Below are 12925 nucleotides of genomic sequence, written 5' to 3' on the forward strand. Positions count from 1 at the left end.
CCTCACTTCGTATCGAGAGTCTCCCGATACATCACATCCGTGCGCAGCACATATTTAACGCCGCTTTCGACAGTGCAGCCTTGATGCATTGTCGCATGAGGAAATACTACCACGGAGCCTCTTTCGGGTTTGATTTTGTCCCAGCGGAAGGCGATTTCTCCGCCTTCATAATCTTCGTTCAGAAAGATCAGGAATGACAGCAGGCTCGCTTCGTTTTCGCTGCGGGAGTATGAGCCGTCGCGATGCCATTTGAAGTACTGGCCGGGTTCATAGCGGTAGAAACGTAAGCGTTCGTTCAGGCCGATCAGCTCCCAACCGTCCAACTCCTGCGGCAGCATGGCTTTGATTCGATTGAAGATATTATCCGCCATGACGGCGTCATCAAAAATCACGCGATCATTATTGCGAATATCTTTGTACATCTGCGATCCACGCGCGGTTTGGATCTCCGCTTCGTCGTATCCCATTGCTTCACTGTCGGAAATATAGGCGTCGCACTCAGGCGTCGTTAGAAACCCTTGAATGGCGAAAACGCCTGCGCCGTATTCGATTTTTTTCATGTCGCCAACTCACTCCTATGACTACGCGGCGAATGCCCAGATGGGCGGTAGGAGTCTGTATTATCCTGTGGCGGACAGGGAAAACCATACGCATAAGCCGCCCAAGAAGGGCGGCGATGGGATGAGAAATGTGAAGAGAGATCAGTCTGTCGATGTTTCCGCTTGCGCCTGCAGTTGCGCCGCTACCTCCGCGTCTTTTGCCAACACCTCGCTGAAACTGCGGCGACTGGTGACGCGTTTGATATAAGCGTCGATGACATCCGTGCGCGGAACCAAGCCAAACTGAGTACACCAGTGAAACGCCATCCCCCACAGTACGTCCGCCGCCGAGAACTTTACGCCCAGAATGTAAGGTCCACTGGCGATGCGCTCGACGACAGCGTTCAACATGAGGTCATAATCCGCATAGGGACTTGTGTCCCGCGGCGCGGGCTCTCTTTGCATGGCCTTATCCACCACCGCTGGCTCAAAACAACTGGCGTAATACACCATCCAGCGCAAATAAGGCCCGCGCAACGGATCATTCAACGCTGGAGCCAGGCCCGCCTGTGGAAACAAGTCAGCAAGATAAAGAAAGATCGCCACCTGCTCCGTGATCAGCGCATCGCCATGCTGCAGCGCAGGGACTTTGCCCAAGGGGTTCACCTGCAAATACTCGTCTCGGCGATTATCGCCATTGCGGATGTTGATCAGTTTCACTTCATAAGCCGCTTCCAGTTCCTCCAACAAAACCATGGAGCCAGTGGAGCGGGTCTGGGGGCAGTGAAACAACACGATTTTCGAATCAGAAGCCATGACGCATATCCTTTTGGTTGGGAAATAAACTCAGTGGCATAATACGACCCCATACCTGTCAATTTTTGTCAGGTTTAAAATAAAAAATTTGCAGCAGGTTTGTTATGCGCGCCAGCCGTCTCCTGACCATCCTAATGACCCTTCAAGCTCACGGCCAAACCACCGCGCCTGCGCTGGCGAAAGAGTGCGGCGTGTCTCTGCGCACGGTTTATCGCGACATAGAAACCCTGAGCGCACTGGGCATCCCGGTTTATAGCGAGCGTGGCGCCGAGGGCGGATACCGTCTTCTAGACGGCTACCGCACCCGTCTCAACGGACTATCGTCACAGGAGGCGGAAGCCCTGTTCCTGACCGGTTTAGCCGGTCCCGCCAACGATATGGGTTTGGGCGCCGCCGTCTCCGCCGCCCAGACAAAGCTGCTGGCGGCCCTGCCTCAGGAACTGCGCTCCGGCGCTGAGCGCATGCAATCCCGGTTTCATCTGGACGCCCCCGCCTGGTTCGCAGAAGCGGAACACCCGGATCATTTAAGGGACATTACCCGGGCCGTCTGGGAACAGCGCATAATCGAGATGCGCTACCAGAGCTGGAAAGGCGAGAAGCAGCGACGCGCCGAGCCATGGGGCGTGGTATTGAAAAGCGGCTCCTGGTATCTGGTGGCGCAAGTTGATGGCGATCTCCGCACCTATCGCATCTCCCGTATTTTGGAGCTGACCGTCTCGGAAACCCGCTTTGAACGTCCGTCGGATTTCGGCCTGGCGGAATACTGGCGAGCCAATACTCTCCGTCTGGAGGAAGAGTTACACACCTATGTCGCCGAAGTGCGCCTGACCGAAAAAGGCGTCTGGATGATGGACGCGCTCAACTCGCCGTATGTGCGCGCCGCCACCATCACTGATCCAACCCCGGACGCTCAGGGTTGGCGCAGAGCCACACTGCCCGTCGGGACTCTGCGTCAGGCCTGCGTGGAGCTATTGCGGTTCGGCGCTGAACTGGAAGTGCTGGGACCACCGGAATTGCGGGAAAAAATGGCGAGTATCGCGAAGGAAATGGCGCAGTTGTATGCGCCGAAACAATAAAAAGTATGACCGATCGCCGGTTTAGCGTTACCCAACGACGCCGACGCGCTGACGAATATCCGCCAACGTTCTGTAAATATCCGCATTATCGCTAACGACCAACGTATTCTGTTGCAGTGGGATGGGAAGCTGCGCCACACCGTTTAGGAACTGGCGAATCTTGATCGGATCGCTCGCCAAAGCTTCCTCTCTGCAATACACCACAATGATTTGGGGACCATAATTGCTGGCGACTCGCCCCCTTAAAAAGCCGCCGTAATCCGGCTCATCCAACAAAATATGTTGGAAGCCCTTCGGCGTGTTGTTCTTGTGTGAGTCTTTAGCGTCGAATAAATCCCCATCGGGATAAATCCAGAAGACGTAATCAGGCGCAAGGTGGGTAAAAGCTTTAATCGCCTTCCGTCACCCGCGGTAATGTTGCGCGAGAAAAGGAAAATCCTCACTGGCCTTTTCTCTGGAAATAGAACCGATTGTGATCATAAGTGGTAAGCAGCTGGTAACGCCTCATCCTAACATTAGCCAAACCCCAACAAAAAAATAGGCTTTATTAGGGATATTCCCCTCCCTCTTCCACATGCACAATTTCCCGACGGCTTTCATCAGTTTTTCATATTGCTGTGAAAAATTAGGGCCGCGTTCACATCCCTCCGCTCCCTGACCAGGATGCAATGGGGACGCCTCATTGAACAATAACTAAAAAAGGACTCTTTAAAATCATGCATAAACTCTCTTTTCTGGCTGGCGGACTGCTCGCTGCTTCGCTCAGTCTGACCGTCAACGCTGAATACTGCCCCGATTACGACAGCGTGCTGCATGCGCCCGGTCTGCAGAAGCCGGCGCAGAAGTCGTTTCACCATTGGGGTAACCGTCTGCTCGCTTCTCTGAACAAACCATTCCATATGGTCCACGACCAGATCGTCAAAGCCGGCGATTCCGCCACCATGGTGGGCAAATTCGACTACTCCGCCCTGTTCCATAAAGACCTGGAAGATGAGGACATTCATGTCTATGTCTACGGAAGCGGCATGTCCGCTTGGGAATATCTGGGAGAACATCGCACCAATAGTGACGGCAAGATTTACGTCAACATCAACAAGCCGGAGGGCGACTATGTGGTGCGCATGGTGGTGGAAGGCGACCATACGGAAGCATCCGGTTACCTGACGGTGGTGCAGCCCGGCCGTAAAACCGTGCTCTTTGACATCGACGGCACGCTGACCCTCAACGACTTCGAAGCCATCGGCGACTACCTGGGCACAGACACAGCGGAAATGCACAACTACGCGGCGGAGGTGGTATGGGACTATGTGGAGAAAGGCTATCAGGTGGTGTATTTAACTGGCCGCCAATACTGGATGGCGAAAACCACCCGCAACTGGTTCAACACCAAAGGCCTGTTTCAATGGCACCTGCGCACGGACAGCAACGCGGAAAATCCAGCCAACCCGCAAACTCAGGCCTATAAAACCGCTTATATCCGTCATCTGCTGAATGACGTGCAGCTGGATATCGTGCGCGCCTACGGCAACGCCGCCACCGATATCGCGGCCTACGCCGACGCAGGTTTGTCAAAGGCGGAGACTTACATCATAGGGCCGGAAGCAGGCCAGGAAGGCACTCAGGCGATTGACGGCGATTACGCCTATCACTACTCCACCGTCGTGACGGAAACTCCCGCCGCGGAATGCGAATGGCGATAATCAGCGCTCCTTAAGCGGTAATAAACAGGGAAGCCTTGGCTTCCCTGTTTTCATCTCGATCAGTGAGGACCACGCGCTCCGCCACCAAACGGCGCAACGCGTCGCTTATGTATTAACTAAACCTGTTATTAGCCGGTATAGAATCCCATTATCAGCTGGTCTGTAGCCTTTACGCGGATTGATTCTGATACGCCCCGGCGCTGTAGTGTAGCTCATAGGAATGCGAATAAATTTCCACGATGTTGCCGAACGGGTCTTCCATGTAGACCATTCTGTATGGCTTTTCACCCGGGAAATATTCCCGGATCGGCATTCTTTGCTTGCCGCCCAGTTCGACGATGCGCTGAGCCAAACCTTCCACATCCGGGTCCTGTACGCAGAAATGGAACACGCCGGTCTGATAGGGGTTGAACTCGTGGCGGGGCGTTTTGTTTTGTGGGAATTCGAACAGTTCTATTCCAATGCTGTCGCTGGTGGACAGGTGGGCGATTTTAAAGGAGCCCCAGCCTTCGCCAAATACGTCGATGCACATGGCGCCAATGGCGGTGTCCTTTTCTTCCTTGACCTCCGTAACGTCCATGATGACGTACCAGCCCAGCGCCTGTTGATAAAACGCCAGGGCTTTGGCGATATCGGGAACGGAAATCCCAATGTGGGAAAAGGCTCTTGGATATCTTTTTTCCATCTGTTGACCTCAATGTTTTGTTGCTCGCGCCCGCAGGCGCATTTCACATAGAAATGAGAAGCAGAAAAACAAGTCGGCCGAACTTTTTCTCTTGGCGATATCGCAGAGCGACTGCGATCTGGGAGCATCATAGGCAGGGCTATGTGGCTGATCAAGTAGGCACTTTTTGGTAAGTATTCCCGCTTCCTCCTGCACTTCCAACTTGCAGAACAGGCAGGAGCTCCGTTAAGCCCACGCCCCTGCTGACTTAAGTGGAAATGGGAGGGAGCGACTCTGTTTGCGCCGACTTTTCCAGGTCGAACTGCGCGATGGCCCATTCATGCATCTGCTCCAGAATGGGAAAGATGCTGTGGCCGCGCTCCGTCAGTTCATACTCCACCTTGGGAGGCGCTTCTGGGAAAATCGTCTTCACGATGAGTCCGTCTCTCTCCATTTCCTTGAGCTGCTGGGTCAGCATTTTCTGGCTCACTCCCGGCACGATTCGCTCCAGTTCCTTGAATCGCATTTTGCCCAAATGCAGGTGCCACAGTATCAGGCACTTCCATTTACCGCCCACCGCCGCAAAGGCGATCTCCACCGGGCATCGATAGGGTTTGTCATTCCAGGTATACATGCGTCCCTCGGCGAACTCTCTCGGTAACCAAAATCCGAATGGTAATACAGGGTTAGCGCAATCACATCCTCCTGAGGCAGTCACTTTTCATTCATTTTCTCCTCCCCCTTGACCTATGTGTTACTCCCAGGTTTTACACTAAGCTTACACTCATCGACGCAGACAATGGGAGATGCCGGAACATGACGGGTTTACAACTGAAAGTCAGCGAGATGGCGAAACGCAGCGGAGTCACTGCAGACACCGTGCGCTTCTACACCAAACAGGGTCTTTTGAATCCCAGGCGCGATCCGGACAACGGTTATCAGCTCTATGATCGGGATGACCTGCAAAAGCTGATCTTCGCCAAAAAGGCGCGGCAATTGGGGTTCAGCGTCAAGGAAATCAATCAGATCATGGCGCAGGCGGAAGATCATCACTCACCCTGCCCCATGGTGCGACGCTTGTTTGAGGAGAAGTTCGCCGAAGTGGAACGCCAGATCGCCGAGCTCACTCAGCTCAAAGCCCGCATGCAGGAGGCGATGAGCGCCTGGGAGCACATGCCTGACGGCGATCCCAACGGCCACACCATCTGCCGGCTGATTGAATATTGGGAACAGGAAACCGGCGCGCAACGCTAGCGCCAGTGGAGGCTGACATGAATCAGGCATTATCGGAACAAGGCGCGCTTATCGCGATCCAAGGAGCCGGCTGCCAAAGCTGCGTGAAAAAAATCAAACACGCGCTGGCTCCCCTGACCGACACAGACAAAGTATCGGTGGATCTGCAGCAACAAACCGTCGCCATCGACGCCGCTGTGGATATTCCCGCCGCATTGGAGGCGATCCGCCAGTTAGGCTATCCGGCGGAACTGAAAGAGAACGACCAGGATAAAGAGAACAAACGGAATAACGATGGCGCCGCTGACGCCCATTGCGAACTCAGCGCCGAGAAACCGGAATCCTCACCTGAACAAAACGCGTCACCACCGTCGACGGGTCAGACCGGCGCCGTTCAATTAAATATCACCGGCGCTAAATGCGCAGCCTGCGTCAGTAAAATTGAGCAGGCGTTACAGGGTGTTCCCGGCGTCGACAGCGCCGCCATGAATTTCGCCGACCGCACCGCCACAGTGGAAGGTAATGCGGATACGGACGCGTTGATCCAGGCAGTGGAGCAGGCCGGATACGGCGCCACCCCGGCGACGGATGACGCCGCCGACCAGGAAACCAAGGAGAAGGCGGAGCAGGCCTACTACAAACAGTTGCTGCAAAATATGTGGCTGGCTCTGGGCCTGGGCGTCCCCTTGATGGCCTGGGGGCTGTTAGGTGGGGAAATGATGGTGCAGACGGGACTCAGCCAGTTCGCCTGGTTGGCGGTCGGCCTGATCACCTTGGGAGTGATGGCGAAATCCGGCGGCCACTTCTACACCGGCGCCTGGAAAGCCTTCAAGAATCATTCAGCCAACATGGACACCCTGATCGCCACCGGCGCCGGCGCCGCCTGGCTGTACTCCATGGCGGTGGCGGTGTTGCCCCAGGCTGTGCCGGAAATGGCGCGGCATGTCTACTTTGAGGCCTCCGCCATGATCATCGGCTTGATCAACCTGGGCCTGGCGCTGGAAGTGCGCGCCCGCGGTAAAACCTCCCAGGCCATAAAACGACTGCTGGACTTGCAGCCCAAAACCGCCCGCGTCATTCGTGACGGCGACGAGAAAGACATTCCCATTGAGAACGTTCGTAAAGGCGACCTTCTGCGCGTGCGCCCCGGCGAAAAAATCGCGGTGGACGGCGAGGTGCGCGACGGCAAAAGTCTGGTGGACGAGTCCATGCTGACCGGCGAACCGATTCCTGTGGAGAAAAAGCAGGGGGACAAGGTGTCCGCCGGCGCGCTCAATAAAACCGGCTCCATGACCTATGTCGCGGTGAAAGTCGGCAAGGACACGGCGTTAGCGCAAATCATCGCCATGGTGAAAAAAGCTCAGAACGCCAAACCGCCGCTAGGGCGACTGGCGGACAAGATTTCCGCCGTATTCGTACCGGTGGTGCTGATCATCGCCGTCATCGCCGCCCTTGCCTGGTATAACTTCGGTCCCGATCCCCGGATCGCGCATATGCTGGTGGCGGCGACCACCGTGCTGATCATCGCCTGTCCCTGCGCACTGGGACTAGCCACACCCATGTCAGTGATGGTCGGCGTCGGCAAAGCGGCGGAAGCCGGCGTGTTGATCCGCAACGGCGGCGCCCTGCAGCAGGCGGGCGAGCTGGCCACCCTGGTGCTGGATAAAACCGGCACTATTACCGAGGGCAAGCCTTCCGTGCTGGAGATTCAGGCGGTCGACGGACGCGATCAAACTGAACTATTGCGTCTCGCCGCCAGTCTGGAGAAAGCCTCCGAGCACCCCCTGGGCATGGCGATTGTGGAATCCGCTCGCGAACAGTCCCTGACCTTGAGCGATCCCGTCGACTTTCATAGCGAGTCTGGCCAAGGCGTGACTGGGATAATCGATGGCGTCACCGTGCTGCTTGGCAATCGCCGCTGGATGGAGACTAATCACATTGACGCCAGCCCGCTCAAGGAAGCGGCGGATAAACTGGCGGAACAGGCCGCCACACCGCTGTTTATGGCGACCGATGGCGCGCTGGCCGGGGTCATCGCCGTGGCGGACAAGATCAAATCCGACTCCCGCGACGCCATCGCCCGTCTGCGCGAACGCGGCCTGCGCGTCATCATGCTGACCGGCGATGTGAAACGCTCCGCCGAGGCTATCGCCAAACAGGTGGGCGTAGATGAAGTTATCGCCGAAGTGTTGCCGGAAGATAAAGCGCGCGTGATTCGCGACCTGCGCCAGAAGGCCGCGCAGGGTGAACTGGTGGGCATGGTGGGCGATGGCGTCAACGACGCTCCGGCGCTGGCCGAGGCGGACGTAGGCTTCGCCATCGGCACCGGTACGGACGTGGCGATTGAAAGCGCCGACATCACCCTGATGCGCGGCTCCCTGCATGGTCTCGCCGACGCCATTGAGGTTTCCCGGGCCACCGTGCGCAATATCAAACAGAACCTGTTCGGTGCGTTTGTCTATAACGCGCTGGGCATTCCTGTGGCGGCCGGGTTGCTGTATCCCCTGCTAGGCGTGCTGATGAGCCCGGTGCTGGCTGGCGCAGCCATGTCCATGTCGTCGGTCACGGTAGTCAGCAACGCCAATCGCCTGCGCCTGTTCAAAAGCAGCACCGCCAACGCGCAGCATCAACAAGAGGAGAAAGCGTCATGAGTATTCTGGTCAATCTGCTAGGTCTGGGCGCTATCGCTTTTGTGATCTATTGGTTCTGGCTGTGGCGGCCGCAAAGCGCCGCGCGCAGCGCTGGCGGAGCCATCGAAATCACGGTGGCGGACGGCGTGTACAGTCCCAGTCACATCGAAATACCCGCCGGGGAAAGCGCCACCTTGCGCTTCCTGCGCAAAGACCCCAGCCCCTGCGCCGCCATGGTGATTTTCGATAGGCTGAATATCAGCGAGGAGTTGCCGGTCGGCCACGCCAAGGACATCCGCATTCAGGCGCAGGAAAAAGGCGTCTATAAATTTAACTGTCAGATGAACATGTATCAGGGATCGCTGAAAGTTGTCTGATCGCCAGCGATAAAGCTACAAATAGCATGATCCACAAGGAGCCAATCATGATCACAAATATCTCAACCTTGCCGCGCCGCCTCAGCGGCGTCCTGCTGGCGCTGAGCGCTGGATTCGCCGGCGCACAGCAAGCCACGGCGGAAGAAATGACCGTCTACAAGTCGCCGACCTGCGGATGCTGTAAAGTATGGGTCGATCACGTCAAAGCCGCCGGGTTCGACGTCACCGTGCACGAAACCCTTGATGTGTCACCGGTGAAGCAGCAGGCGGGATTGGCGCCGCAACTCGCTTCCTGTCACACAGCATTCGTTAATGGTTATCTGATCGAAGGCCACGTGCCGGCGGCGGATATTCAGCGTTTGTTGCAGGAAAAACCTGACGCCCTGGGCCTCAGCGTTCCAGGAATGCCCGCCGGGGAAAACGTGCCGGGAATGGAGGTTCCCGGCGTCAAAGCCAAGTTTGACGTATTGCTGGTGAGCAAGGACGGCGGAGCCGTTCCCTACAGTCACTACGAATAAGCCGCGTTACTCGCCGATGGGGTGATAATACAGCCGCACGGTGTCGCTGCGGCTGGCGATGATGCGCCCGCCGTCGAAAGGCTGCGCGGGCGTGGAAATACGTTCGCGCAACAGCGACAAATCAAACTCGCAGGACTGCAACTCGCCGTTGCGCATGTCCACTTCCGGGGAGCCAAACGTCAGCGCATCCACCACGGCGCCGACCAGACGCGCGCTCATATCGGCAAGGAAACCGCTTTCTGCGCCATCCTGTGAAGCGATGATGTCCCCTACTTTGATTTCCGCGTACCCTTCCGCCGCGCCAGCGCCGTCTTCCCGTCCCAATACTTCAGAGCGGGTGTAATACTGCCGACGGCCGTTGCTATAGTCGCAGCGGCCGCGCACGGTATAACGGATCTGATCGTCTTCGCCCAGCGGCGCCCACTGCAACGCAATGCGGTCGCTACGCGCTGCGTATTCCATTTGGGCGGCAGGGGAAGCCAGATGAATGGCCGGAGGGAATTCTATGGAGGTAGTCAGCCCCACCAGTTCGCCAGGGTGGGCGTTTACGTCCGGCAGACCGGTGGCGAACCAGTTTTTATCCTGGGCGGCGGTCACATCATATTCCACGCTGAAATACAGCGTGTCATATTCGGAGGCGACTTCCAGCAAGCCCTGATAATCTCCGCTGAGATTTTCCAGCGCATTCAGGCGCACCTTGTCGATGGCGCTCTCGGCGAAAATCACATCGCCGCCCACCAAGGGCTGTCGTACGCTATCCTTGAAAATCACCGCGCCCACCTGCGCCTGCGCGCCGGAAGCGGGTAAGTTCGCCTGCACCAGCGCCGCGATTCCTTTTTCGGGAATCTCCGGCGGCTGCGCGGTTGATTCATCGCCTCCGCAACCATACATCATAGATATGGCCGCGACGATGACAGCTCCGCGTAGTATCCCTGAACTCATAGCCTTGCCTGTTGTTAGCGGAGTATCCATCAGTTAATGATGGTATGAATTCCGTCAGGGGCAAGTCGAAAAGCGCCCGACGGCGATAAACGCCACATCATATCATGGGAGTATTCATGCTGAAAAAGTTACAGGCGATCTTTCAGGAACTGGCCGCTGACGCGCGCATGCCGATCAAGCAACCGGCGTTGGAGCGGGTCACCGCGGCCCTGTTGATACAACTGGCCAGAGTAGACCAGCACGTGGATAACGCGGAGCTGCAGGTGGTGGAGAAGTATGTACGACAAGCATTTAACGTGGACGGCGCCGAGTTGACCGAGCTGATGGAAGCCGCCGCCAAAGAGGCCGAAAGCGCCACGTCCCTGTATGAATTCACCTCGCATATCAACGAAATCTGCTCCCCCCAGGATAAATACAGCATCATTCTTAACCTGTGGCGCGTGGCTTACGCTGATGGCCAGTTGGACAAGTATGAGGAGCATTTTGTGCGACGGGCGGCGGAGTTAATCTATGTGCCCCATGCGGAGTTCATTCGCGCTAAACTGGAAGCGCAAAAGCAAGCCTGAACCGCACGGGAGGGAGACAATGGTCCAACCTAAATTGACGGTTTACTACGACGGCGCCTGCCCTCGCTGCGTACGCGACCGCCGCCATTACGAAAAACTGGCGGGAGACCGCGCCGCGGAAGTGTGCTGGCTGGATATCACCAGCCGCGATGACGACCTGCGCCGCGAAGGCATCGACCCTCACGCCGCCTTGACAGAGCTGCACGTACGCGATGAAAACGGCGATGTTCATCGGGAACTGGACGCCTACATCCTGCTCATGCGCCGCACTCTGATTCTGCGTCCCCTGGCCTGGCTGTTGAATCTGCCCGGCTTGAAAGGCTGGCTGTCCCGCTGGTATCGCCGTAGCGTCATGCAACGCCTGCAGAAAAGCGGACGCGTTTAAACTTCGGCTGCAGCGATGACGCTTAGACGGATTCCTGCGGCCAGTCGATACGCTGATACAACGCCAGCAACTTGCGCCCTTTTTCCGGATTAATTCCCGCCATATACGCGATTCGCCCCCTCAAGTGCGCCGCCCAGTCCTCATGGCCCTGGCGATTCTGTCCAACGGGACCGAAACGCACACAGTTGTGCAGCACCGCTTTCAGCTCATCGTAATCCTTGCGCGGAATATTGGCCTTGGCGTTCACCACCACGCCTCCCACCTGCTGCCGCGCACCCTGTCCGATCACCGCGCTTTTGCGCGTATTCAGAACGAAGCCTTCTTCCAGTGCGATAGCGCCGACCAACGTTTGTAAACGCTCTATCGAGCCGGGGCTCATCGTCGGGCCCGATACAACGAAATCATCGGCGTATCGACTGTAACGCCGCCCCATACTGTCAGCCAGCGCGCCCAGACGCCGATCCAGGTGGGCGGCGACGAGGTTGGCCAGCGCCGGGGACGTAGGCGCGCCCTGAGGCAAATGCGCGCGACGGAATAGCTCATCGCCGCGTTCCATATGACGCGTCGCAGGATGGCCGAATATCTCATTGGGCGTGACATGAGTGCACAGCTTACTAAGCAGACGCGCAACCTGATGACCGTATCCAAGCCGCCGGAATGCGCGATAAATCTGCGCATAAGTTACCGACGGAAAGAAGTCCTTGAGGTCAAACTTAAGCAACAATGGCTGTCCGAGATGGACGCGAGCGTGAGTCAGGCTGGAGCGCTGTGCGCGAAAGCCATGAACGGCGTCATGCAGGGGAAGCGGAGCTAGTATCTCCTGATGGATACGTCGCTGCACTGTCTTCAACCAGGATTTAGGCGCTTCCAGCAATCTGGCGCCGCCACGGGGTTTATCCAGCCAGCGATAATAGTAATGTCCTACTGCAGAAGCAGGCTTGAGCGGCGCTCCACGGGCTTGCGTCAGCCAATCCAGATCCTCAGGGGTCAGTCGCAGCCAGTGCATCAGGTCGCCAGCGCAACGCAGCGCCGGCAAACCCCATTGCGTCGCCGGACAATCTGGCGACAGTTCCTGAGGCGGCGGCAAAAATATCTGTCGCAGTTGAACAGCACCGGAAGACAAGGCAAGGCCTCGCTGAAAACCCCGGTCAGCCAGAATGGCTTCAGTCAGCGTATGGGCGGAGGTGGTTTTCCAGGCCAGATGGAACCGCGCCCGCATCCGGCGCGTCAATGGCGAAAGCCAGTCAGGGTGTTGCGCCAGGGACAGAGCGGCGCGCTGATTCATTTCCCGCGTTGTCGGCGGGCCGGACAGGTATGCGTCGGCGAGGCGGGCGGCCAGCCAGCGGTCATATCTCATCGCCAAAAGTCCCTGCAGAGTATTGGACGCCAATAAAAGGAAAGAGGACGACGCTCCAACCCTCCTCCCATGGTCGATACAGGTCTACGCCTTGGCGTAGGGCCGTATGGACGGCGATATGT

15 protein-coding genes are annotated in these 12925 nt (G+C 57.2%); 8 read left to right on the forward strand and 7 right to left on the reverse strand.

Annotation, left to right across the window (positions count from 1 at the left end):
* Positions 1-2 precede the first annotated feature (2 nt).
* The gene (locus tag AC2IBB_RS00220; protein WP_486330916.1) at positions 3-560 is read right to left on the reverse strand and encodes a prolyl hydroxylase family protein; all 558 of its coding nucleotides are present in this window, start codon (positions 558-560) and stop codon (positions 3-5) included.
* A gap of 141 nt (positions 561-701) precedes the next feature.
* Positions 702-1355 (reverse strand): glutathione S-transferase family protein, encoded by a 654-nt coding sequence (locus AC2IBB_RS00225; protein WP_486330917.1) that lies wholly within the window; start codon positions 1353-1355, stop codon positions 702-704.
* Between the two features lie 104 nt (positions 1356-1459).
* Here AC2IBB_RS00225 and AC2IBB_RS00230 point away from each other — a divergent pair, with 104 nt between their 5' ends.
* Entirely contained in the window at positions 1460-2431 is a 972-nt protein-coding gene (locus tag AC2IBB_RS00230) for a helix-turn-helix transcriptional regulator (protein ID WP_486330918.1), read from the forward strand.
* A 27-nt stretch (positions 2432-2458) separates the two neighbouring features.
* Here the strand turns inward: AC2IBB_RS00230 and AC2IBB_RS00235 are convergent, their stop codons facing one another.
* Positions 2459-2707: a hypothetical protein gene (locus tag AC2IBB_RS00235; protein ID WP_486330919.1), complete on the reverse strand. Its 249-nt coding sequence runs from the start codon at positions 2705-2707 to the stop codon at positions 2459-2461.
* A 440-nt stretch (positions 2708-3147) separates the two neighbouring features.
* Between AC2IBB_RS00235 and AC2IBB_RS00240 the strand changes: the two genes are divergently transcribed.
* The gene (locus tag AC2IBB_RS00240; RefSeq protein ID WP_486330920.1) at positions 3148-4131 is read left to right on the forward strand and encodes a lipin/Ned1/Smp2 family protein; all 984 of its coding nucleotides are present in this window, start codon (positions 3148-3150) and stop codon (positions 4129-4131) included.
* Between the two features lie 169 nt (positions 4132-4300).
* Here the strand turns inward: AC2IBB_RS00240 and AC2IBB_RS00245 are convergent, their stop codons facing one another.
* Positions 4301-4816 carry a lactoylglutathione lyase family protein gene (locus AC2IBB_RS00245; RefSeq protein WP_486330921.1) on the reverse strand — a complete coding sequence of 172 codons (516 nt, stop codon included), beginning with the start codon at positions 4814-4816 and terminating at the stop codon, positions 4301-4303.
* A gap of 247 nt (positions 4817-5063) precedes the next feature.
* On the reverse strand, positions 5064-5429 hold the full coding sequence (locus AC2IBB_RS00250; RefSeq protein WP_486330922.1) for a winged helix-turn-helix transcriptional regulator: 366 nt from the start codon (positions 5427-5429) through the stop codon (positions 5064-5066).
* 182 nt (positions 5430-5611) lie between these two features.
* On the opposite strand from AC2IBB_RS00250, the gene AC2IBB_RS00255 reads away from it, so the two are divergent.
* Genes AC2IBB_RS00255 through AC2IBB_RS00270 form a run of 4 tightly spaced genes read left to right on the forward strand, consistent with a single transcriptional unit; the run spans position 5612 to position 9553 of the window.
* On the forward strand, positions 5612-6049 hold the full coding sequence (locus tag AC2IBB_RS00255) for a MerR family transcriptional regulator (RefSeq protein WP_486330923.1): 438 nt from the start codon (positions 5612-5614) through the stop codon (positions 6047-6049).
* Positions 6050-6066: 17 nt separating this feature from the next.
* The gene (locus tag AC2IBB_RS00260) at positions 6067-8679 is read left to right on the forward strand and encodes a heavy metal translocating P-type ATPase (protein ID WP_486330924.1); all 2613 of its coding nucleotides are present in this window, start codon (positions 6067-6069) and stop codon (positions 8677-8679) included.
* The gene (locus AC2IBB_RS00265; RefSeq protein ID WP_486330925.1) at positions 8676-9035 is read left to right on the forward strand and encodes a cupredoxin domain-containing protein; all 360 of its coding nucleotides are present in this window, start codon (positions 8676-8678) and stop codon (positions 9033-9035) included. Before AC2IBB_RS00260 ends, AC2IBB_RS00265 begins: the two co-directional genes overlap by 4 nt.
* A 47-nt stretch (positions 9036-9082) precedes the next feature.
* Complete coding sequence (locus AC2IBB_RS00270; protein ID WP_486330926.1) at positions 9083-9553, forward strand: DUF411 domain-containing protein; 471 nt, start codon at positions 9083-9085, stop codon at positions 9551-9553.
* Positions 9554-9559: 6 nt separating this feature from the next.
* Here AC2IBB_RS00270 and AC2IBB_RS00275 read toward each other — a convergent pair whose 3' ends face one another.
* Complete coding sequence (locus tag AC2IBB_RS00275) at positions 9560-10495, reverse strand: hypothetical protein (RefSeq protein WP_486330927.1); 936 nt, start codon at positions 10493-10495, stop codon at positions 9560-9562.
* Positions 10496-10611: 116 nt separating this feature from the next.
* Between AC2IBB_RS00275 and AC2IBB_RS00280 the strand changes: the two genes are divergently transcribed.
* A complete protein-coding gene (locus tag AC2IBB_RS00280) occupies positions 10612-11061 on the forward strand; it encodes a tellurite resistance TerB family protein (protein WP_486330928.1) in 450 nt (149 codons plus the stop codon).
* Between the two features lie 19 nt (positions 11062-11080).
* A complete protein-coding gene (locus tag AC2IBB_RS00285) occupies positions 11081-11446 on the forward strand; it encodes a thiol-disulfide oxidoreductase DCC family protein (RefSeq protein WP_486330929.1) in 366 nt (121 codons plus the stop codon).
* Between the two features lie 22 nt (positions 11447-11468).
* Here AC2IBB_RS00285 and AC2IBB_RS00290 read toward each other — a convergent pair whose 3' ends face one another.
* Positions 11469-12803, reverse strand: coding sequence for a reverse transcriptase family protein (locus AC2IBB_RS00290; protein WP_486330930.1), 1335 nt, complete (start codon positions 12801-12803; stop codon positions 11469-11471).
* Between the last annotated feature and the right edge of the window lie 122 nt (positions 12804-12925).

The organism is Hahella sp. NS-SX17 (genome assembly GCF_057367735.1).